This window comes from Streptococcus sp. SCPM-O-B-23252 (M501) (assembly GCF_058200355.1).
The window spans coordinates 434632-456333 of record NZ_JBYQGS010000001.1; the positions used below are offsets into that span (position 1 = coordinate 434632).

Annotated in this window: 29 protein-coding genes; 10 read left to right on the plus strand and 19 right to left on the minus strand. The window is 39.1% G+C overall.

All coding sequences use genetic code 11. From position 1 onward, the window contains the following. Positions 1 to 335: 335 nt before the first annotated feature. The 17 genes from AC3E6G_RS02190 to AC3E6G_RS02270 form a co-directional block, all read right to left on the minus strand. The gene (locus AC3E6G_RS02190; RefSeq protein WP_045615782.1) at positions 336 to 581 is read right to left on the minus strand and encodes a hypothetical protein; all 246 of its coding nucleotides are present in this window, start codon (positions 579 to 581) and stop codon (positions 336 to 338) included. Continuing rightward, complete coding sequence (locus AC3E6G_RS02195) at positions 574 to 1062, minus strand: RHS repeat-associated core domain-containing protein (protein WP_490700360.1); 489 nt, start codon at positions 1060 to 1062, stop codon at positions 574 to 576. Before AC3E6G_RS02195 ends, AC3E6G_RS02190 begins: the two co-directional genes overlap by 8 nt. Positions 1063 to 1083: 21 nt before the next feature. Next, positions 1084 to 1167 carry a hypothetical protein gene (locus tag AC3E6G_RS02200; protein ID WP_490700683.1) on the minus strand — a complete coding sequence of 28 codons (84 nt, stop codon included), beginning with the start codon at positions 1165 to 1167 and terminating at the stop codon, positions 1084 to 1086. 177 nt (positions 1168 to 1344) lie between these two features. Next, the gene (locus tag AC3E6G_RS02205) at positions 1345 to 1929 is read right to left on the minus strand and encodes an SMI1/KNR4 family protein (RefSeq protein WP_490700361.1); all 585 of its coding nucleotides are present in this window, start codon (positions 1927 to 1929) and stop codon (positions 1345 to 1347) included. Between the two features lie 126 nt (positions 1930 to 2055). After that, a complete protein-coding gene (locus tag AC3E6G_RS02210) occupies positions 2056 to 2274 on the minus strand; it encodes a bacteriocin immunity protein (RefSeq protein WP_490700362.1) in 219 nt (72 codons plus the stop codon). Between the two features lie 194 nt (positions 2275 to 2468). Next, a complete protein-coding gene (locus AC3E6G_RS02215; protein WP_490700363.1) occupies positions 2469 to 2885 on the minus strand; it encodes a CTP synthase in 417 nt (138 codons plus the stop codon). 316 nt (positions 2886 to 3201) lie between these two features. Continuing rightward, the gene (locus tag AC3E6G_RS02220; RefSeq protein WP_490700364.1) at positions 3202 to 3873 is read right to left on the minus strand and encodes a growth inhibitor PemK; all 672 of its coding nucleotides are present in this window, start codon (positions 3871 to 3873) and stop codon (positions 3202 to 3204) included. 402 nt (positions 3874 to 4275) lie between these two features. After that, positions 4276 to 4608, minus strand: coding sequence for an Imm45 family immunity protein (imm45, locus tag AC3E6G_RS02225; protein ID WP_490700365.1), 333 nt, complete (start codon positions 4606 to 4608; stop codon positions 4276 to 4278). Beyond that, positions 4608 to 5237 (minus strand): RHS repeat domain-containing protein, encoded by a 630-nt coding sequence (locus tag AC3E6G_RS02230; protein WP_490700366.1) that lies wholly within the window; start codon positions 5235 to 5237, stop codon positions 4608 to 4610. The genes imm45 and AC3E6G_RS02230 overlap by 1 nt, the downstream gene beginning before the upstream one ends. Before the next feature lie 360 nt (positions 5238 to 5597). After that, complete coding sequence (locus AC3E6G_RS02235) at positions 5598 to 6002, minus strand: immunity 22 family protein (RefSeq protein WP_490700367.1); 405 nt, start codon at positions 6000 to 6002, stop codon at positions 5598 to 5600. A gap of 168 nt (positions 6003 to 6170) precedes the next feature. Continuing rightward, entirely contained in the window at positions 6171 to 6728 is a 558-nt protein-coding gene (locus tag AC3E6G_RS02240; RefSeq protein ID WP_490700368.1) for a hypothetical protein, read from the minus strand. 238 nt (positions 6729 to 6966) lie between these two features. Further along, positions 6967 to 7650 (minus strand): hypothetical protein, encoded by a 684-nt coding sequence (locus AC3E6G_RS02245; RefSeq protein ID WP_490700369.1) that lies wholly within the window; start codon positions 7648 to 7650, stop codon positions 6967 to 6969. A gap of 16 nt (positions 7651 to 7666) precedes the next feature. Further along, entirely contained in the window at positions 7667 to 8311 is a 645-nt protein-coding gene (locus tag AC3E6G_RS02250) for an Imm43 family immunity protein (protein WP_140814183.1), read from the minus strand. A 131-nt stretch (positions 8312 to 8442) separates the two neighbouring features. Continuing rightward, entirely contained in the window at positions 8443 to 9909 is a 1467-nt protein-coding gene (zwf, locus tag AC3E6G_RS02255) for a glucose-6-phosphate dehydrogenase (protein WP_490700370.1), read from the minus strand. A 165-nt stretch (positions 9910 to 10074) separates the two neighbouring features. Then, positions 10075 to 10890, minus strand: coding sequence for a TIGR03943 family putative permease subunit (locus tag AC3E6G_RS02260; RefSeq protein WP_048717404.1), 816 nt, complete (start codon positions 10888 to 10890; stop codon positions 10075 to 10077). Further along, positions 10887 to 11792 carry a permease gene (locus tag AC3E6G_RS02265; protein WP_490700371.1) on the minus strand — a complete coding sequence of 302 codons (906 nt, stop codon included), beginning with the start codon at positions 11790 to 11792 and terminating at the stop codon, positions 10887 to 10889. The genes AC3E6G_RS02260 and AC3E6G_RS02265 overlap by 4 nt, the downstream gene beginning before the upstream one ends. After that, complete coding sequence (locus AC3E6G_RS02270; RefSeq protein ID WP_185761534.1) at positions 11789 to 11935, minus strand: SPJ_0845 family protein; 147 nt, start codon at positions 11933 to 11935, stop codon at positions 11789 to 11791. The genes AC3E6G_RS02265 and AC3E6G_RS02270 overlap by 4 nt, the downstream gene beginning before the upstream one ends. Before the next feature lie 119 nt (positions 11936 to 12054). Between AC3E6G_RS02270 and AC3E6G_RS02275 the strand changes: the two genes are divergently transcribed. From AC3E6G_RS02275 to AC3E6G_RS02305, 7 genes are all read left to right on the plus strand, one after another. After that, entirely contained in the window at positions 12055 to 14181 is a 2127-nt protein-coding gene (locus AC3E6G_RS02275) for a Tex family protein (protein ID WP_490700372.1), read from the plus strand. Continuing rightward, the gene (locus AC3E6G_RS02280) at positions 14168 to 14620 is read left to right on the plus strand and encodes a SprT family protein (protein WP_490700373.1); all 453 of its coding nucleotides are present in this window, start codon (positions 14168 to 14170) and stop codon (positions 14618 to 14620) included. The genes AC3E6G_RS02275 and AC3E6G_RS02280 overlap by 14 nt, the downstream gene beginning before the upstream one ends. 60 nt (positions 14621 to 14680) lie before the next feature. Then, positions 14681 to 14956: a PspC domain-containing protein gene (locus AC3E6G_RS02285; protein WP_048689503.1), complete on the plus strand. Its 276-nt coding sequence runs from the start codon at positions 14681 to 14683 to the stop codon at positions 14954 to 14956. 243 nt (positions 14957 to 15199) lie between these two features. Beyond that, a complete protein-coding gene (gene hprK, locus AC3E6G_RS02290) occupies positions 15200 to 16132 on the plus strand; it encodes an HPr(Ser) kinase/phosphatase (protein WP_061564198.1) in 933 nt (310 codons plus the stop codon). Further along, complete coding sequence (gene lgt / locus AC3E6G_RS02295) at positions 16129 to 16911, plus strand: prolipoprotein diacylglyceryl transferase (protein ID WP_156676627.1); 783 nt, start codon at positions 16129 to 16131, stop codon at positions 16909 to 16911. The genes hprK and lgt overlap by 4 nt, the downstream gene beginning before the upstream one ends. A gap of 11 nt (positions 16912 to 16922) precedes the next feature. Then, positions 16923 to 17306: a DUF948 domain-containing protein gene (locus AC3E6G_RS02300; RefSeq protein WP_006595909.1), complete on the plus strand. Its 384-nt coding sequence runs from the start codon at positions 16923 to 16925 to the stop codon at positions 17304 to 17306. A gap of 15 nt (positions 17307 to 17321) precedes the next feature. Continuing rightward, complete coding sequence (locus tag AC3E6G_RS02305) at positions 17322 to 17753, plus strand: YtxH domain-containing protein (protein WP_490700374.1); 432 nt, start codon at positions 17322 to 17324, stop codon at positions 17751 to 17753. Positions 17754 to 18128: 375 nt separating this feature from the next. On the opposite strand, the gene AC3E6G_RS02310 is transcribed toward AC3E6G_RS02305, so the two are convergent. Continuing rightward, positions 18129 to 18425, minus strand: a complete 297-nt coding sequence (locus AC3E6G_RS02310; RefSeq protein WP_125329830.1) for a DUF3270 family protein — start codon at positions 18423 to 18425, stop codon at positions 18129 to 18131. A 131-nt stretch (positions 18426 to 18556) separates the two neighbouring features. Here AC3E6G_RS02310 and AC3E6G_RS02315 point away from each other — a divergent pair, with 131 nt between their 5' ends. Beyond that, positions 18557 to 19486: a peptidase U32 family protein gene (locus AC3E6G_RS02315; RefSeq protein ID WP_006597381.1), complete on the plus strand. Its 930-nt coding sequence runs from the start codon at positions 18557 to 18559 to the stop codon at positions 19484 to 19486. Between the two features lie 162 nt (positions 19487 to 19648). Then, positions 19649 to 20935 carry a peptidase U32 family protein gene (locus AC3E6G_RS02320; protein WP_048789336.1) on the plus strand — a complete coding sequence of 429 codons (1287 nt, stop codon included), beginning with the start codon at positions 19649 to 19651 and terminating at the stop codon, positions 20933 to 20935. Positions 20936 to 20976: 41 nt separating this feature from the next. Here AC3E6G_RS02320 and AC3E6G_RS02325 read toward each other — a convergent pair whose 3' ends face one another. Next, positions 20977 to 21306, minus strand: a complete 330-nt coding sequence (locus tag AC3E6G_RS02325) for a hypothetical protein (protein WP_040803002.1) — start codon at positions 21304 to 21306, stop codon at positions 20977 to 20979. A gap of 90 nt (positions 21307 to 21396) precedes the next feature. Between AC3E6G_RS02325 and AC3E6G_RS02330 the strand changes: the two genes are divergently transcribed. Then, positions 21397 to 21609 (plus strand): YdbC family protein, encoded by a 213-nt coding sequence (locus AC3E6G_RS02330; RefSeq protein WP_006597402.1) that lies wholly within the window; start codon positions 21397 to 21399, stop codon positions 21607 to 21609. The last annotated feature ends 93 nt before the right edge of the window (positions 21610 to 21702 follow it).

A 21702-nucleotide genomic window follows, 5' to 3' on the forward strand; every position in this document is an offset into this window, starting at 1 on the left:
CCAATACAATCCCATTTAACGAATTATTTGATATTTTCAACATAATATATATTTTTTCCTGTATTTGTCTATGTCAATTAGTTTTTCAGCTATCAGGAAAACGACCTCTAGATAGAATGCCATTACTAATGGTAATGAGATTTTAACGAATAAATAGTTCAGACGACCTCAAAAAAGATATTAAGATCGGCTGGAAACAAAAACCGCATGCGTACTACACACCCCCTACGTCAGGACTGAAGGCATTGTGCAGGCTACGACTTGCTTTTCATAGTAATTGGAAGTTTCATGTGGTCTACGGCTTGCTTGGGCTACTTTACAGTTGATAATTAAATTTAGAAAATTATGTCTAATACTCTATTTTTTAAAATAAATTCTTTTTTTAAATGTTCTAAAATATTATCTAACTCTTCCTTGCTTAAAATTTGGTTGGTCTTAGTAAATTTTGCTGTTTTCGCATATAGGGAAAAGTGAAACTCATTATTTGGAAAGAACATTTCTCCTTCAAATGAAATTTCATTTCCATTTAAAGAAACAATTAACATACCTCTTGAAATTTTTTCAATTACGAAATCATCCATAGTAATTACCTTTTTCCCATATATTTCCTGGTCGCAGATCTTTGCCAATAACGCCTGTTACAGTACCAGAAGCGCATGTTGCATACTCTGATGAAATATCTTCCCATGCTTTAATGCTTGCTTGGTTATTTTGATCCCACGTAGGCATGATAATTTTTCTAGCTTCAATTAACATTTCTAATGTTGTTCCTCCTTTAGATTTGGCAATATCGGCAGCAATATGTTGTCCAGCAATACCATCTGTTCTACCTGACCAAAAAAATGCTGTGTTTGGTTCTGTTTTAACTTTGCTATTTTCACAGCATTTATTCAAACCTAGAGGATCAACCCACACCTGAGCATTAGGCGCAAAAGCATAAAAATTCTCCCCGCCCACTAATCCTATGGGATCTTGATTGTTAAACCGTCCGATTCTACTGTCGTAGTACCTGAAGAAGTTGTAATGCAGCCCCGTTTCACAGTCGCAATACTGGTTTTGCAATCGGAAGGGTTGGTGAGCAGTTCAGGATGTGTTAGTTTTGCTCTTTAGTTTGCCCCAACCGTAATAATCGCCGAACCACAGGAGGTTGCCGTCCTTATCGGTCATCTCCCTAGGGATGCCGATTTGGTCGCAGTGGAAGTAGTGGGTTTGTTGTCGGCTTTCGCCGTCTTCGCTGATGTGGTTTAGACAGGAGAAACCGCTTTCGTGCGTACCACAATGCTCTACGTCAATACTCTACGTCGGGACTGAAGGTTTTATAAGGGCTACGGCTTGCTTCATTTATTAAACTGGAATCATTCTGCTAAAGCAATCATATAGATTTTTACCAATTAAATAGATATTTTGGAATTTTACTTCTTCAGGCATTTGTACACCAAATTCATCAAAATAATCTTCTTCATCCCATTCATTTTCATGATCCCAATAGAAAATTTGCCCAATTCTTTCTCCTTGAGTACATAGACAAATCAAATCACCAAATTCATTACTTGATATTGGTAGAAAATTATCTGGTATTCTATTTTTGTATTTTTCAAGCCTTTCGCTAATTTGGGAGTTTTTTAAGTAGTTTATATTTTCACCATAAAAAAAACCTAAATCACCACCATTCCATTCGATATTACCACCCACAGGAATATCGTCATCAGGATAACAATATTCAGGCAAATTACTATATGGTGTTAACTTAAATTCTTTTATAAACCCCGTCTCTCCACCAAATAATTCAAGGTAATCCAAATAATCTGAAAACTCTTCTTTAGTAATATCTAAAAATTTGGACATTAATTTTCTAGATGTAGGAATCAGTGGTTCAAATGTAAACCTTTGAACTCCGCCCATTTTCTCAACTAAACTCTTAATTTTCATTTTCATTACTCCTTTTAGTTATAATTTCGTCAAATAATCAACATTTCTTGTTAGGTCGTTTATTACGCATAGTACATGTATGCATTCCACACATATGTTACATTAAAACTGAAAATTTCATGTAGACTAGAAATTGCTTGAATCAGGGAGGATAATAGGCTTGTAACTAAGTACTTTATCAACTATTTCCTCGGAGCCCATGTTTGTCCAATATATATAATCTGATATATTTGGATCTGTGACCAAATTTTCTAATTTTTCAAGGAGTACCTCTTCATCCTCTTCTGATCCTTCAAAATTCCTCAACTGATTAATCAATTTGATTAAATATAATCTATCTAACATAATGCTATCCTCTTCTAAAATAATATTTCGGTTCTAGTATCTCTTTATAGAATACGGCTATTGGACACAGTACGACAAAGATCGTGAAACCGCGTGCGTGCGTACCGCACACACCCTACGTCAGCAATGAAGGTTTTGTCAGGGGTACGGCTTACTTTACATCGTAATTGGAAGTTTCATTGGCTACAGTTCGATTACACCTCGATAAAACATTCAAAAAAATCAAAGTGATTTTTATCGAATGCAATTAATAACTTGCCTTCAGGAATTTTTTTCCCTGTCATACCACCTATGCAAATTCCGAGGTTCTTAAAAAGAATATATTTTTTTCCTTCAATAAATTCTGAATCGATGGCTTTAAGGTCTTCGATTGAATTTTTAAATATATCAATATCTCCTAATATGGGATTAGAATCTTTTAAGCAATATCCATAAACCAGTTTATCGTTTTCATAAACTAACTCACAAGCATTCCTATATTCCACCTTATTATTCATAATATTATCTTCAACTATTCTTGCTGGTTTTCCATATTTTTCTTGTACTTCCTCAAGAGAAGTACCAAATACAAAATCACCAATTGATTCATATGGCTTAATCAAGTAGTTCATATTAACCCTTTCCAATATATTTACTTTAATAAAATTAGGAACATTTACCAATAATTCTACGAAATCTTGTTGCCTGTTTCCTTGAAATTAATCCCTGCTGTTTAGTTTCTGAAATCATTTTCTCACATGATTTTATATACACCTTTTATTCTATTTCAAAGGCAGCAGTATGATATAAAAACCCTTTCGTGCGCACATTTTTAACAAAATAAGATGAAGACCGTCTGAAAAACAGAAACCGAGTGCGTGCGTACCGCACACACCCTACATCGGGATTGGAGGTTTTGTGCGGGCTACGGCTTGTTATAAGGACTAATTATTGCATAATATGTTGTTTTAATTTTTGGTCAAAAGAATTTTCCAGGAAGATCAAATCATCCTTGCTAAACAAGCCATTATCATTTTCTAATACTTTTTTATCAAACAATAAAATATTCTGTATTAAAGGATCATTTAGTGGTAATTCATTCTTATTTATAATATAAATAGCGGTTAACGCTTTAAAACGAAAAGCCTCTGGATAAAGTGATAAATATTTTAAAACTTCTTTGCTACCGGAATGGAAGGCCATAATGATTGGAATATGATTTTGCTGCAAATGCTTTAATACATCTGGATAGATGTTTTTTGCATCATTCTCAGATTCAGGTAATTTAATGGCATCTCCATAAGGAAATGAGGTAATAGGGGGAGCTTTAAAAAAATGCGCCTGCGATATAGATGGTTGTACAAATACTAAATCATATGGATTTGACGATTTATCATAAGGAGGAACATTTTGGGAGAAAAAATTTCCCATTTCAGAATTGTATGCATATAGGTGAAGTATGACCCCCTCGAAAGTACGAGAATTGCTAAAGGATATTTCACCATAAACATATTTTCCTTTTTTAAATTTAATCCTATCTTTTAGAAAATTAGCATCAGGAATATTTAAATTATTTTTTAAATATTCAATAAGGCCTTGAATAAATTCTTTACTTTTCATAATTATCCTTCTTAAAATCAATCTTTGAATACTAATGTCATAAAGCGAGCAACACCTTTAGAGGAACCCACATCCGTTTGCTTATCCTTATTTTTTGTTAAAACCATATATGCAGCCTTCGGACATTTTCCCCCAGCATTGTGCGGTTTTTTCAAATTGAATAGCCCTGATCTCTTTTGACCTTTCGTTAATCGTCTATATTATTTTTTACCTCAATAAAATAGATTTTCCCATCTTTCATTGCGGCTATATCAGGCCGTATTCGTATGTAAGATATAGAGCAAGAGTGAACGATAATGAGATTATTCAGACGACCTCGAAAAAGGATTGAGGTCGTCTGAGAAGCAGAAACAGCATGATTACCGCACCCATGCTATGTCGGAATTGGAGGTTTCATGTAGGCTACGGCTTGCTGTAATCAATAACAGGAATTGGGTAGTTTTGAATTACATAGACATCATCAATATTACAAGTCTCATATATCCATTTATTCCAGTTATCTATTACCCATTGTCTATCTATTCCAGCAAAGTGATTTGATTCAGCTTCCTTTGGAAGTTTAATCAAAATCAATCCTGCTTTATGACCAGTAGATACAACAAGACCGAATTTTTTATCACTATCTGGAAATTCAACTAACATCAGATCAACATATTTTTCATGTGGATATGAACCTGGAAATCTAAAAACGGTACCATGCGCCAAATTACTATTATAATTTACTAATTTCTGCATCATTTAATCCTTATATCGTGTCCACCACTAGAATCTTGTTTACCTTTTTCATTTAAACACATATCAACTTCACCCATGTTTTTACCTTTCTTATTTAGTTTTTCAAACCTTCCATGTTGTGTATCTAAAGAATAAAAGTTTGTACCATCAGTATATATTGTCCTCTTTGGATTTAATCTTTCAATATTTTTTGCTCTTGTCCAACTACGAGAACTAGCTACTTGCTCCGCCATGCTTTTTATTTTTGCAACCCTTTCTCCTGGTGGTAATTTAACAAGAGAAGCTTTAAAATCTTTAACTGTTGTGCCACCTGGAAGCTTATCTTTATCTTTACCGCAAGGATCGCATCTTGATAATCCCAATGAATCGATCCACTTTTGTGTATACAGTGCAAACCAATAAAGATTATCTCCACCATCCAATCCAATCGGGTCCTGATTCACAAACCGCCCGGCCTCAGGCTCGTAATACCTGAAGAAGTTGTAGTGCAGCCCCGTCTCACGGTCGCAATACTGGTTTTGCAGGCGGAAGGGTTGGTGAGCAGTGCCGGATATGTTGGTTTCCTCTTTCAGACGGCCCCAACCGGTGTAGTTGCCGAACCACAAGAGGTTACCGTCTCTATCGGTCATCTCTCTCGGGATGCCGATTTGGTCGCAGTGGAAGTAGTGGATTTTCTGTTTGCTTTCGCCTTCAGCAGCGGACCTGTAAAGGTTCGTAGCTGTCGGGATCGGCGTCGTAGATATAGGTACATCTGCCGTCCGGTTGGACTTCCTGCAAGAGGTGGCGCCGTCCCAAACGAAGTGGGTGCGTTTCGGTTCGGTACTCGTCCAGGCGAGTTTGTCTTGCCGTTCTTTGGAAAGGCGTCTGCCGAAAGGGTCGTAGGCGTAGTCGATGGTGCAACCATCAGATTGCCGTTAATCTAATTTTGTTTAAGGCCATCTGAAAAAAACTTTCAGACGGCCTTTATCCTGACTAATGTTTCACTATCACTAGCGATATTTTTTTCTAGGATCTTTAAACGTTCCTATAAATTTTAAGTCATTATAAAGTTTTTCTGGATCATCGGGTTCAAAAGTAGCATTTGCATAATAATACAAAGAATTCCCTTCATTCACACCTTTTTCTTTAGATGCTCTTATAATTTCTTCTGTGGCTTTTTTCGAATGCGTACCAATTTCTTCAGCTAAAATTTCAATTGGAACAATCTCTCCGTTTTTGGTACGAAAAGCTACAAAAAAGTCTGAATCAATAAATGAAACCCCAAAATCTGCAAATGCTGGACATTGAGAATCTGAATCTTCCATTCCTTCAGTGTATTTATTAAATTCATCTAACGTCTTATTTGATGTTCCTATCCATACAGAAATCATATTTCTTGTATCTGAATCAAGCATTTTAATCGTCCTTTCTCAGTTATTGAAAATTTAATTTAAAATTTATTTCATTACAGAGGCCGTCTAATAAACCAAAAAAAGCCGCGTGCGTGCGTACCGCTCACACCCCACGTCGGGATTGGAGGTTTTGCAGGCTACGGCTTGCTAATCGCTTAAAAATTAAACATCTTAAGCATTATAATTTAGATAATCTTTAATAAAATGTTCAAAGTTATCCCAATGTTTGCTAAATTGTTTATTTTCTATAAACTTTTGAATAGTGGGAGCCTCTACATAAAAAACCTCATCGGTATTTTTATCATACAGGATATAATCATCCAACTCATTATTCAACAGGGAAAAATAATTATCAGGTAAGCCAATATTTTTTCTCAAAATTTCTGTTTGGCTACTTGAAAAATCCTCTAAGTCCATTGCTAAATCAACCAAATATCCAATTTTCCCATAAATTTCATCACTATATGTCGCCCAAAATTCAATGAAGTCATGATTTAGCTCCCCAAAACCTAACCCTTTGAATAATTTACGATATTCCTCCTGACTTTCTGGGAATATTCTACCAAATTCATCATCAAGATATTCTTTAAAATTAGTATCAAACATAACAAACCTCTTTGATATAAATATAAGTAAATTGACCTTAACATTTTCCAGCTTTTCTTCTGCGTCTTTTTTCTGCTTTCGCCCTATCTTTCCAATATTGCTTTCTATCCTTATCAAACGCATTTTCTATCTACTGGGAAATATGGATGCTTACCGCTTCCATCAACTTTCGCCAATTCATGGCTAGTTTTAGATGAGATTGTTAAAGAACAGATGGTTCAGACAACCTCAAAGAAGGTTTTGAGGTCGTCTGAAAAGCGGAAACTGCGTGCGTGCGTTCCGCACATACCCCACGTCGGGATTGGAGGTTTTGTGCAGGCTACGGCTTGCTAAGTTGAAACTGAAGGTTTCATGTTAATTATTAAGTATTTTGAATAAAGAAAATACCTGCTTGACTTCCAGATAGAAGTTTTTTCTTAATATTTTGGTCATAATAAAAATAACCAATACCATTCTGAAAAATATGTAACTTTTTATCTATATCTTCTTCTAATAATTGCAAGCAAAAACTAAACTTAGGAGAAGGATATATTATATCTTGTTCAAAATAAGGATTACCAAAAATTTTGGATACATCCAAGCCCATCCCATTATCTTCAAAGAATAAATGTTCATCTTCATTATATTTTGCATCAGCTTCGTTATTAACTTCATCAAGCCTTTCAAAAAATTTTCTTTCTAAAGAAATATTTCCTAAATCTTGCTTGTTGATAGCTTGTTCCCTTTCATAAAGGATAACGCAACTAAAACCATCATTTAGTAAAATCAAATCATCCTGACAATTAACAGTATATTTAGATGAAATAGAGTCTTTTACTCCTCCCAGTACATGCTCCTCTATAGAAATAAAAACAGAGATATAATAATTTCTACGAGGGAATACATTTTCAGGTAAAAAGTCAGAATAAAGAGTAAATAGATGCGTTTGATAGGCATCAGAATTTGGAACTTTAGGCCATAATTCTAACGGAATATGTTCAGCTCCTCCTCCAATATAACCAATACTATGTGGTGTTTTAGAAGAAGTAAAAAGTAATTTTGACATTTAAATTTCCTTTTTGCTATAATTCATCAAATCCAATAAATTCATAATAATTTTGCTCCTTCCATTCCTTCAAAGTATAAAGAAAAGGTAAGGAGAACATTTCCAATATTTTTTCTTTTAAATTTTCTGAGACCAAAAGCGTTCCTGAATAATTATAATTGGTAGACAGCAAAATATCCTTATCTGAATTAGTATATGCCTCCAGCGAAAAACCTTTTTCATCTCTTCCTAAATCTGGATAAACAATTTCATCCTCAATTTCCCAGCTAACTATTCTTACCAAATAATAGACTTCATTCGTCAATAGCTCACCTTTTGTATTGACAATAATTGCCTTGCTCATACCAAAATCATGATCAAACCCATATTTTTTTATAAATTCCAAAAAGCGCGCTGACATGATAAAGAAATCATTGTATGGAAGAAAATCAAAAGTAACACCTCTTGCTTTCTTTAAGCAGACATAAACCTTTTCAGGCATCGGAGGAATTTCTTGCCCCTTTACGAACCAACTCCATGGAAAGTCAAAATCAGGATGCGTTTTTTTAGGGTTGAATTCCTCTGATATCCCTAGGACTCCACTACTTACTCGTGGCAACCCCATTTTTCCTGCTTTATCCATACTTTGCAGAGCATATCCCCATACTAATAACTTTTTCATAATACCCTCTTAAGATAATCGTTTTGGTGAATTGGCAGATGAACATCCTCCAACAGATATGGGCTTACTCATACGTTTTTTCAATCTGTCCGATTTTGTCGTAGACGTAATGGAGTACGTCGCTTCTTTGGTTAGAGCTTTGTATCTGGTTGCCAGGTCCACTCAGCTCCGTATTTTTTAAGTAAATCAAAGCTAGCTTGAGGTCCCATGCTACCAGCCTTGTAGTCATGGAGTGGAGCACCATTTTCTGCCCAAAGTTTCTCGATACGGTCAATCAATTTCCATGATGCGCTTACTTCATCCCAGTGGCTAAAGTTGGTTGAGTTATTGTTCAAAACATCATAGATGAGTTTTTCATATGGGTCTGGTGAAGCACCTGTAGCAGTCGCATCTGTTCGATAGTCAAGAGAATTCGGCGCAAGGCTAAACTCTTCCCCTACCTTTTTACCGTTAAGACTGAGAGAGAATCCTTCGGTTGGCTGGATGTAGATGGTAAGCACATTCGGTGCTAGTGGTTCTCCGAAAATAGAATCCATTTGCTTGAAGACAATGTTCACGTGTGTTCCTTTTTCTGTTAGGCGTTTACCTGTACGGAAGAAGAAAGGTACACCACGGAAGCGATCAGTATCTACAAAGAAGGCACCTGAAGCAAATGTTTCTGTCATAGATTCAGGGTTGACATTTGGTTCGCTACGGTAAGAGATGTATTTCATGCCATCGACTTTACCAGAACGATATTGGCCACGGATGAATTGTTCTTTGAGTTCCTCATCTGTAGGGTGGTAAAGGTTCTTGAAGACCTTGATTTTCTCCGCACGAATGTCATCCTTGGTAAAGCTTGCGGGCTTATCCATAGCTAGGAGTGATAGAAGTTGTAGAGTATGGTTTTGAACCATATCACGAAGGGCACCAGACTCATCATAGTAGCCACCACGTTCCTCAACACCGAGACGCTCTGCAAAGGTTATCTGAACGTTATCAATGTGCTCACGATTCCAAACATTTTCAAAAATCATATTGGCAAAGCGAATGGCAAAAATACTTTGAATCATTTCTTTACCGAGATAGTGGTCGATACGATAGATTTGATCTTCGTTAAAAGTAGCTAGGAGCTCTTCGTTTAGTTTGCTTGCAGTCTCATAATCTGTACCGAAAGGTTTTTCAACAATCAAACGTTCAAAGCCTTTACCGTCAACGATTTGCTCAGATTTGAGGTGTTTAGCAATGGTACCAAAAAATTGAGGTGCCATAGAGAGGAAAAAGAGCTTGTTGTGTTCAGTTTGATACTTTTCATTTAACTCAGCCTGAAGCTTACGTAATTCAATATAGTGCTCAGTGTCATTAACATCGTGACTTTGGTAGTAAAAATGACTAGCAAATGCTTGAGCCTCTTCTGCGCTATCTGCCAAGTCTAAGATAGATTCGACAACAACAGATTCGAAGTACTCTTTACTCCATGGTCTACGAGCAGTTCCAATAACAGCAAAATGATCAGATAGATTACCTGATTTATAAAGTCTAAAGAGTGAAGGGTAGAGCTTGCGTTTAGCCAAATCTCCACTAGCACCGAAAATTGTTACAATAACTTTAGATGACATGATCATACCTATTTTCTAACTTGATAAACCATATTTTACCATAAAATTCAGATAATTTCCCTTTGAAAGTAAAAGTATTCGGACTTTCATCTTGCAGGTTAAATGTATGACGCTATAAAAAAAGGTTGGACCGAAAGGTCACAACCGAGAGATGTTTAACGGCCCTTAGAAGACCCGATAGACATAAGGATTCGTAGGTTTTTCTACTGAGTGGGCTTCCTTTATTTCTAGGATAGGAAGGGTTTGGCCAAGTTGTTTATGGTATTGGATCTTGAGAGTTCCAGTAGCCTGGACCCAGGTGTTATCGTCATAGGTTTGGGAGGCTCCTTTGGTTAACAAACCATAGACTCCTGAATCAGCGATACAGTGGATAATTCCAAAACGGAAAAGGAACTGACTGCCCGGATCCTGGGGATCCTTATAAATGAAGCCGGTTAGGGTAAAAGTTTTTCCAGCAAATTCATCTGGATAGTCGTAGATCACTTCCATGACTTCCATATAGTTTTCTGTCGTGATCTGGATATGATCTTGCTTGAGATACTTCTTGGCTGCAGCCCTCATCTCAGATTCATAAGCAGACTTGGTAAAATAACTGCTAGTATCTGGCTTGAGGTATTGGTTGGTTGTCCCCTCATCATTTTGAATATCTTTGGAAGAGCCAGCCGCGATGGGAAAATGATAGCCCTTGGCTGAAACCGTTTGGGAATCCAAGGTCACTGTCGGGAAGCCAATCCCTACAATCAAGGGAATCAGGAGCAGAAGAATACTCATGACTTTAGCTTTTTTACTGGTGAGGTGACTATGAACGGGCAGATTCTTCATCCAAATATAGAGCTGGACGACAGCCAAGAGGAAGGAAAGAATCATAGAGATATAGGCTAAATAGGAATAATGCATATTAATGTATTGGTTGAGCTTACCAGAAAGCTGCAAATACATAGTAATTTCGAAATAGCCTGCTAAAATGAGAAATCGAATCATAGGACCACCCCCACAAGCCAAGCATAAACCAAGACAACGAGGCTGACGATGCTAATGAATTGGACAATAAAGCGATTGGTCAGATAATTCTTCATCATTAAGAGGTTCTTGACGTCTAACATAGGTCCGATAACCAGAAAGGCTAAAACGGGAGCTAAGCCAAAACTAGAGAGAAGGGAAGAGCCGATAAAGGCGTCCGCCTCACTACACAAGGAGAGGAGGAAGGAGAGAAGCATGAGGAGGAGAATGGCTAGGAGTGGCGTCGCTGAAATAGAAGTTAGCACGCGAGTTGGCACATAAACCTGAACCACACTGGCAAATAAACAACCGAAGACCAGATAGCGTCCAGTGTCGAAAAACTCGTCAATGGCCTGCACAAATACTTGGAAGAAGCGTTGACTGGCAGATAGTTTTGAAAAGTCATGAAGATGGACTTCCTTGCGGTTGGCCCGTTGAATAGAAGCTGTTTGGAAAAATCCTAGGAAAATCCCCAGAACAGTCGCTACCAGGATAGAGCCGATCGCTCGTAAGAGAGCCATTTGAATAGAATTTCCAAAGGCAGAATAAGTGGCAAAGAGGACAATGGGGTTAATAACCGGGGCTGTCACTAGAAAGGGCACAGCTGTATAGCTAGGCACCTTCTTCTCTAAAAAACGATTGATAATAGGGACGATGCCACACTCACAGGAAGGAAAAATAAAGCCAATCAAGGTCCCAAACAGAATTCTCCCCCATTTATTTTTGGGAAGGGCTCGGTAGACTTTTTCAGGGGTGATGTAGACATCAATCGCCCCTGAAATGATACTTCCAATTAAAACAAAGGGAAGGGCTTCAATCATAATCGAAAGAAAAATCGCTCCAGCCTGAAGGACACTGGTTGGCAACTGTTGGAAGAAACTCATTTGTTAGAATCCTTCTGCACGTTTTCCCCTGCTGTTTCATTCTTCTTGTCATCTGGTAAAGTGACTTGAGGGGGATCTGGGAAGACAGCAAATTCCTCAAAGAGTTTGTCTAAATCGTCTGTTTTTGAAAATTTAATCGCCATGATAGGTCTCCTTTTCTTTTTTCCTCATTATATCAAATTCTCAAAAAAGAGGGGAAAATCAAGTCCAAAAGTAAGATGAAAAAGAAGTATAGAAGGCCTTCTATGGTATAATAGAAGCTATGGAAAAATATGAAAAAATAGCCCAAGAATTGGGCGTCAGTCTCAAACAAATTGATACTGTTTTGACCTTAACAGCAGAGGGATCCACCATCCCCTTTATCGCTCGGTATCGAAAAGATGCTACGGGTAATTTAGATGAAGTAGCCATCAAAGCTATTATCGACATGGACAAGTCTTTAACAGCCTTAGCCGATCGGAAAGAAACGGTTCTCGCTAAGATTGAAGAGCTTGGGAAACTGACCCCAGCCTTAAAAGAAGCGATTAAGCAAGCTGAAAAATTGGCGGATGTGGAAGAATTGTATCTTCCCTATAAGGAAAAACGCCGGACCAAGGCAACCATTGCGCGTGAGGCAGGACTTTTTCCACTTGCTCGGATGATTCTGCAAGATCAAAAGGACTTGGAAACAGCAGCAGAAGAATTCTTATCAGAAGGATTTCCAACTGTAAAGGATGCAATCTCTGGAGCAATCGATATTTTGGTCGAAGCCATTGCAGAAGACCCACAATTGCGCAACCTTACCTACCAGGAGATTCGCAAACACTCTTTGATCACCTCTAGCTTGAAGGATGAAAGCAAAGACGAGAAGCAAGTCTTCCAAATCTATTATGATTTTTCTGAGAAGATTGCAAACATGCAGGGCTACCGAACCCTTGCCTTAAACCGTGGAGAGAAATTAGGGGTATTAAAGGTTGGATTTGAGCATCCTGTAGACCGTTTGATTCGTCACTTTGAAGCCCGATTTAAATCGAAGAATAGCTACATTGAAGAAGTCATTAACCAGGCTCTGAAAAAGAAAATGCTACCAGCTATGGAGCGTCGAATTCGGACAGAACTGACAGAAGTGGCAGAAGATGGAGCCATTCAGCTTTTCTCTGAAAATCTTCGTCACCTTTTGCTGATTGCTCCCCTCAAGGGGCGCGTGGTCTTGGGATTTGACCCAGCTTTTCGGACAGGAGCTAAATTAGCTGTTGTCGATCAGACAGGAAAGATGTTGACCACCCAGGTGATTTACCCTGTTGCGCCGGCTAAACCAGCACAAATTGAAGCAGCCAAAGAAGAACTGAAACGGCTGATTCGTCAATACGGTGTGGAAATCATTGCGATCGGGAACGGGACAGCTAGTCGAGAGAGCGAAGCCTTTGTTGCGGAAGTCCTCAAGGAAGTTCCAAATGTCAGCTATGTCATTGTGAACGAAAGTGGTGCCTCCGTCTATTCAGCTAGTGAATTGGCTCGCCATGAGTTTCCAGAACTGACGGTTGAAAAGCGTTCAGCCATCTCCATTGCCCGTCGTTTGCAGGATCCACTGGCTGAGTTGGTTAAGATTGACCCAAAATCCATCGGAGTCGGCCAGTACCAACATGATGTCAGCCAGAAGAAATTATCTGAAAGCCTTGATTTCGTAGTTGATACCGTGGTAAACCAAGTCGGAGTTAATATTAACACTGCTAGTCCAGCCCTCTTGTCTCACGTGGCTGGTCTCAATAAAACCATTTCTGAGAACATCGTGAAGTACAGGGAAGAAGAAGGGTTGATCACTTCTCGGGCACAGATTAAAAAGGTTCCTCGTCTGGGAGCCAAGGCTTTTGAACAAGCAGCTGGTTTCTTACGGATTCCAGAAAGTGAGAATTTCCTCGATCGGACAGGGGTCCATCCAGAAAGTTACCCTGCAGTGAAGAAGCTCTTTACCTTACTAGGGATTCGGGAAATGGATGAAGAGGCCCAAGCTAAATTGAAACAAATTGACACGGTTTCTATGGCCCAGGAACTTGAAATTGGCCCTGAAACCTTGAAAGATATTGTCGCAGATCTTCTCAAACCAGGTCGCGATTTACGTGATTCTTTTGATGCTCCTGTCCTTCGTCAGGATGTTCTTGATTTGAAAGACTTGAAGATTGGTCAAAAACTAGAAGGAGTTGTCCGCAATGTTGTTGACTTTGGAGCCTTTGTCGATATTGGGATTCATGAAGATGGTTTGATCCACATTTCACAGATGAGTCAGCAATTTATCAAGCATCCAAGTCAAGTTGTTTCAGTTGGTGACCTAGTGACCGTTTGGGTCTACAAGATTGATTTAGAACGGGAAAAGGTAAATCTTTCCCTCTTGGCACCACATGAATCTGACTAAATACGTTCAAGAAGTATCGCTGGAAGATTTTGGCCGCCCCTTTCTCCACCAAGCGATTTGGAATCCTCGTTTGCGTTCGACCGGCGGTCGCTTCTTTCCTAAAGATGGCCATCTGGATTTCAATCCCAGAATCCTAGAAAGATTTGGCTGGGAGATTTTTCGAAAGATTGTCCGCCATGAATTGTGTCACTACCATCTCTACTACATGAAAAAGGGCTATCGCCATCAGGATCAAGATTTCAAGGCCTTACTCAAAAAGGTAGACGGCTTGCGGTATGCCCCTTCAGTTGATAAGGGAAACTATAAGATTTATGTTTGTACAATCTGTGGACAAGAATTCCGGAGAAAGCGGCGGATTGATCTGCAAAAGTATCGCTGTGGGCGGTGTCGAGGACTACTTAAGTATCAAGGGACAATTGATCCAGGAAATCGGCCTTGAGTCGGATGACAGTGACTTGATTTCGGGATATACTGTTCTAAAATAATAGGAGGTAGGCCCTTGAATCCAACTTTTTATAAATTACGTCGAGGCAGAATCGTTTTCGGAGTATTTGCTGGACTAGCGGATCGATTTGGGCTCGATGCAAACCTATTGCGTTTTCTCTTTGTGCTCTTTAGTATCTTTCATGCTTATGGGCTTGTAGGCTTGGCTATTTATTGCCTGTGTGCCTTCTCCTTGCCGTATAAAGAAGACCTTGAAAGAGAAAAGTATGGCCTCGGACCTCGCAAACGGAAGGATGCACAAGTAATCAAAGACGATGATCCATTCTTTTAAAGAGTTTTCATGAATCAAATAAGAATGTGGAGAAGGGTCAGGCCTTTCTCCATCTTTGTTTTTTTAACTTAAAAAGCGGACGATGGAAAAATGGGATAAGAAGGATAAAGAGAAACATCAAAGAGTACTGGAATAAGTGTGAGAATAATAGCATCAGTTTCGATACCAAAAAAAGATGCTTGAGCAAGTCTTACCTGGGATAATTTGCTATAATAGTAAGAGAAAACAAAAAGGGAGAAGCCTATGGCAATAACAGTCCGAGATTTAATTGATAAGCTTCGTTTGAAGGTTGTGTACGGCAATGAAAGCCTATTTGAAAAAGAAATCACAACGGCAGATATTTCACGTCCTGGACTTGAAATGACAGGATATTTTGATTACTATACTCCAGAACGAATTCAATTGGTTGGGATGAAAGAGTGGTCTTACCTCATCAAGATGACATCCCACAATCGTCACCAAGTTTTGAGAAAGATGTTCCAGCCGGAAACACCAGTTATCATTATTGCGCGTGATTTGGAGATTCCAGAAGAAATGCTCCGTGCTGCAGAGGAAAAGCAAATCGCGATTTTAAGCAGTCGCGTTCCAACTAGTCGTTTGTCTGGTGAACTATCAAGCTACCTAGATTCTCTCCTTGCGGAAAGAACTAGTGTCCATGGTGTCTTGATGGATATCTATGGCATGGGGGTTCTGATCCAAGGAGATAGTGGAATCGGGAAGAGTGAGACTGGGTTAGAGCTCGTCAAACGAGGCCATCGTTTGGTAGCAGATGACCGGGTAGATGTCTTCGCCCGTGATGAGATGACCTTGTGGGGTGAGCCTGCTGAAATTCTACGCCATCTGCTAGAGATTCGGGGAGTAGGGATCATTGATGTCATGAGTCTCTATGGTGCCAGTGCTGTGAAGGATTCTTCACAGGTTCAAATCGCTGTCTACTTGGAAAACTACACCAAGGAACAAACCTACGATCGTCTTGGTAATAATGCGGAAGAAATTGAATTCTGTGGAGTAACCATTCCAAGAATTCGCATCCCTGTTAAGACAGGTCGCAATATTTCCGTTGTCATTGAAGCAGCAGCGATGAATTACCGCGCCAAAGAAATGGGATATGATGCTACTAAAACCTTTGAAGATCGATTGACCCAGTTGATTGATCAAAATGAGGTGAAAGTATGAATCCAGTAGCTATTCAACTCGGTCCCTTTAGTATCCGTTGGTATGCGATTTGTATTATCCTCGGTCTCCTTTTGGCAGTCATCCTGTCTATGAAAGAAGCACCTCGTAAAGGGATAGAGTCAGACGATATCATTGATTTCATTCTGATTGCTTTTCCAGTAGCAATCATAGGGGCCCGTCTCTACTATGTTATTTTTCGATGGTCATATTTCAGGGAAAATCCAGGAGAGATTTTTGCCGTATGGAACGGTGGGATCGCTATCTATGGTGGACTCCTGGCAGGAGCTCTGGTCCTCTACCTATTTTCACGCAGTCGTTTGATTGATCCAGTTGATTTTTTAGATATCGCTGCACCGAGTGTCATGATTGCTCAAAGTATTGGCCGTTGGGGCAATTTTGTTAACCAAGAAGCCTACGGAGCCATTGTTAAGAATTTAGATTATTTACCTTCTTTCATTCGGAATCAGATGTTTATTGATGGACATTACCGTCAACCGACCTTCTTATATGAATCTTGTTGGAACTTGCTTGGTTTTGTGCTGATTCTTTACTTGCGTCGTCGTCCGAAACTTTTGAGAAAGGGCGAAGTTACTGCTTTCTATCTGATCTGGTATGGCTTTGGTCGAATGATTATTGAAGGAATGCGGACAGATAGCTTGATGTTTTTGGGAATTCGAGTTTCACAATGGCTTTCCCTGATCCTCATCCTACTTGGAATCAGCATCATGATCTATCAACGAAAAAAGAATGCACCATTTTATAGAACGGAAATAGATTAAGGAGAAAAGAAATGTTTATTGAAATTGCCTATGGGCTTTTAGGGTTAGCTTTAGTAGTTTTGGTCATCTACTTGATTATCTTGTTTTCAAAGATTGGAAAAGTTGTAGATGAGACTCAGGTAACGATTAAGACCTTGACATCAGATGTGAATGTAACCTTACACCAAACCAATGAGTTGTTAGCAAAAGTGAATGTTTTGACAGAAGATTTGAATCAAAAAGTTGCAACCATTGATCCACTCTTCACAGCAGTGGCAGATTTGTCTGTATCTGTATCAGATCTGAATGATCAAGCGCGTCAGATTAGCAAAAAAGCTGTCGTAGTTGGTGGGAAAACCGTTAAAACATCTGTCGGATTAAAGGCAGCTCGCATGGCTATGAAATTATTTAAATAAGAAAAGAGGTACCTTATGGGACGTTTATCATCATTGTTAATTGGAACGATCACTGGCGCATCTGTTGCCTACTTCCTGACAACAGAAAAAGGGAAAGAGTTGACTGGGAAAGTCAAAGGTTTTGTAAAAGAATACCAAGAAAATCCACAAGAAGTTCATGATTCTGTGAAACAATCTGCGATTGAACTATCCAAGCAAGCATCAGACGCTATTCAGCAAACCAAGGAAAAAGTTGAAAGTGGTGAGATCAACAAAGACACTGTTATCGAGACAGTGAAAGATAAGACGCAGGATGTGGTAGAATTTTCACAAGATGCTATCCAAACGATTAAGGAAAAAATCCAGCAAAAGACCGGCAATCAAGCAAGTCCTTTCCAGCCTAAACAGGAAAAAGAAAGTGAAGAGATTGTCCTTGAATTAGAAGAAACAGCTGTAGAAGAAGAATAAAATAATCCCTCACCATTGGTGAGGGATTCAGATTGAAGATAAAGTCTTCTGAAAAACTTCCCTTAGGTGAGTACGGACGTCAGCGAACTTCGAAGAAGTTCCATGACTTAGTTTTGAGCCTAAGGTCTCAAAACTCCCGAGTGCCTGAAACAACTTTGTTTCAGGCACTTTTCTCACAGCGGAAAGTTTTTAATCTTCTCAAATGGCTAAAAAAGTAAAAGTCATTTTTTGAAAATCGTTAAGCTGTTTTATGTAACACAATGGTTAGTCAATATTCAATAATCCCTCACCAATGGTGAGGGATTTCTTTTATGAAATGACAAACGAGGATGGGAAATGCCAAAAAGCCTCCCGAAGGAGGCTAAAAATGTAATCTTAGTCCTGTTTCCGTTTTAACTGGAAAATGCGGAAAGCTTGGATACTTCCCAAACTACAAGCAATTGCTGAGGCAAAAGCAAAGAAGGTATTCATCTTCATTGATAAAAAGACGAAACTAAATAAAACAGTTAAGACACAAAACACAGCAATATTAAGGAAAAATAGTAGCTCACTTAATTGCGGAGCTGGTTCAGTATCAAGGTTAAAATCATAATTAGTTGTTGTATTCTCTTGTTGAAGAGGGATTTCGACATAGTCGTATTCTTCAACAACTCTAAGTTTTCTTGCGGGCATATTTCTCTCTCCTAACAGTACTCTATTATTTTAACACGTTTTCAAGCATAGAAATGTTACAAAACTGTTACAATTTTTACAAAATTAAGAAATTTAGAGAGCAAAATGACTTTTTTGGTATAATAGTTTTCATGAAAAAGATAATTATTACAGCTACAGCTGAAAGTATTGAACAGGTTCAAGCCCTTCTAGAAGTAGGTGTGGACCGTATTTATGTCGGAGAAAAGGAATTTGGATTACGACTTCCTCACACTTTCTCGTATGACGAATTAAGTCGAATTTCTGATCTAGTCCATGCGGCAGGTAAGGAAATGACAGTGGCTGTCAATGCCTTGATGCACCAAGACATGATGGATCGTATCAAACCATTTTTAGATTTCCTTGCTTCGATTAACGTCGATTATATCACGGTAGGAGATGCAGGCGTCTTTTATGTATTGAAGCGGGATGGCTACAGCTTTAAAACCATTTATGATGCTTCAACTATGGTGACAAGTAGCCGTCAGATTAATTTCTGGGGACAAAAGGCTGGTGCTTCAGAAGCTGTTCTTGCTCGAGAAATCCCATCTGCAGAGCTTTTCAAGATGCCAGAAATCTTAGAGATTCCTGCTGAAGTATTGGTTTATGGTGCCAGTGTGATTCACCATTCTAAACGTCCTCTTCTACAAAATTATTATAATTTTACTCACATCGATGACGAAAAGACGAGAGAGCGCGATCTCTTTTTGGCAGAACCAGGAGATCCAGAAAGCCACTATTCTATCTTTGAGGACAAGCATGGAACTCATATTTTTGCCAATAATGACTTGGATTTGATGACCAAACTCTCTGAGTTAGTCGAGCATGGTTTCACCCACTGGAAGTTAGAGGGGATTTATACACCTGGTCAAAACTTTGTGGAAATTGCCAAGTGTTTTGTGAAAGCACGTGAGCTTCTAGAAGCTGGGACCTTCACATCTGATCAAGCCTTCTTATTGGATGAGCAGATTCACCAATTGCATCCTAAGAATCGTTTCCTTGACACTGGATTTTATGATTACGATCCAGACATGGTTAAATAAAGGAGAAAAGCCTGCCAGGAGTGCGGGCCTTCCTTTTTAGTGATGGTAAAGAATGAGAATTGTCAAAACAATTCCCAAACCATTGCCTTTCGACTGGATTTGCTATAAAATAGACAAGATTGATAATCTAACTAATATACTTGTAATATACTAGGAGATATGATGACAAAACAATTGAAACGTCCTGAGGTTCTATCACCTGCGGGAACACTTGAAAAACTAAAGGTTGCTGTGCGCTATGGTGCGGATGCCGTCTTCATTGGTGGTCAGGCCTATGGTCTTCGTAGCCGTGCAGGGAACTTCACTTTCGAGCAAATGGAAGAAGGAGTCCAATTTGCGGCCAAATATGGTGCCAAGGTCTATGTTGCAGCCAATATGGTCATGCATGAAGGAAATGAAGTTGGAGCTGGTGAATGGTTCCGTCGCTTACGGGATATTGGAATCGCAGCAGTCATTGTTTCAGACCCTGCCTTGATTACGATCGCAGCGACAGAAGCTCCTGGCTTGGAAATTCACCTCTCTACCCAAGCTAGTGCCACCAACTATGAAACTCTAGAGTTTTGGAAAGACTTGGGCTTGACACGGGTCGTTTTGGCTCGCGAAGTTTCGATGGAAGAACTAGCGGAAATTCGTAAGCGGACGGATGTTGAAATTGAAGCCTTTGTTCACGGAGCAATGTGTATCTCCTACTCTGGCCGTTGTACCTTGTCCAATCATATGAGTATGCGTGATGCCAACCGTGGAGGATGTTCCCAATCTTGTCGTTGGAAGTACGATCTCTACGATATGCCATTTGGCCAAGAACGTAAGAGTCTCAAAGGGGAAATCCCTGAAGAATTCTCGATGTCAGCTGTGGACATGTCGATGATTGACCATATCCCTGATATGATTGAAAATGGAGTGGACAGCCTCAAGATTGAAGGTCGGATGAAGTCCATTCACTATGTCTCTACCGTAACGAACTGCTACAAGGCAGCTGTTGATGCTTATTTGGAAAGTCCTGAGAAGTTTGAAGCGATTAAGCAAGATCTAGTAGATGAAATGTGGAAGGTAGCCCAACGTGAGTTGGCTACAGGATTCTATTACGGAACACCATCTGAAAACGAGCAACTGTTTGGGGCTCGTCGGAAGATTCCAGAGTACAAGTTTGTCGGAGAAGTGGTAGCCTATGATGCGGACAAGCAAATTGCGACCATTCGACAACGGAATGTCATCAATGAAGGAGACCAAGTAGAATTTTACGGACCTGGGTTCCGTCATTTTGAAACAGTCATTGAAGATTTGCATGATGCCAAGGGTAATAAAATTGATCGGGCTCCAAATCCAATGGAGTTATTGACTATTCATATGCCAACACCAGTTGAACCAGGTGATATGATCCGTGCACTCAAAGAAGGCTTGATCAACCTCTATAAAGAAGATGGAACCAGCCAAACGGTTCGTGCCTAAAACGTAAAAAAAAACACCGCATGCTTCCCAAGCTTGGAAGTTTACGGTGTTTTTTGTTGTGCGATTCGAATCGTATGTGGAACGAGACTAATCTTTTGAATGTCAGAAATTCGAATGATGGTTGACATACTCTTTTTAAAATTCTTGACAATGAGTTGTTTTCGTTCCTGATCATATTTCACGATATCGCCTGTAAAACTCTTATTTTGGAAGATGACATGGACTCCTTGTTTTTTTCGAAGGGCCAGTTCAATAATCTGAATCGTTTTACCATCCTCTAAAGGAGCTGGTTGAGAGGTTTTATCGTTGAAAAATTCATTGGCTCGGTCCTTGAGAAGCTCAAGAAATCTTTTCATAGCATAATTCTCCATAAGTTGATACAATATATTATAGAAAATTTCATTCATTTTGTAAAATTTTTTACGAATTATTAAGGTGAAAGACATTGAAAGGAGTATGAAATGGCAGATTTTAGTTTTGAAATTGAAGAACAACTCTTGGTCTTATCTGAAAATGAAAAAGGATGGACCAAGGAGTTAAACCGGGTTAGCTTTAATGGAGCACCTGCCAAGTATGATATCCGAACTTGGAGCCCAGACCATACGAAGATGGGCAAGGGGATCACGCTCACCAACGAAGAATTCCAAGTTCTGCTAGATGCATTTAAACAGTAATAGGCTGAGTAAGAAAGAGAGTGGGACAGAAATCGGTAATTCATTAGAATTCGATTTCGTCGTCCTACCTCCGCATAGTTGGGTAAGGCTGTA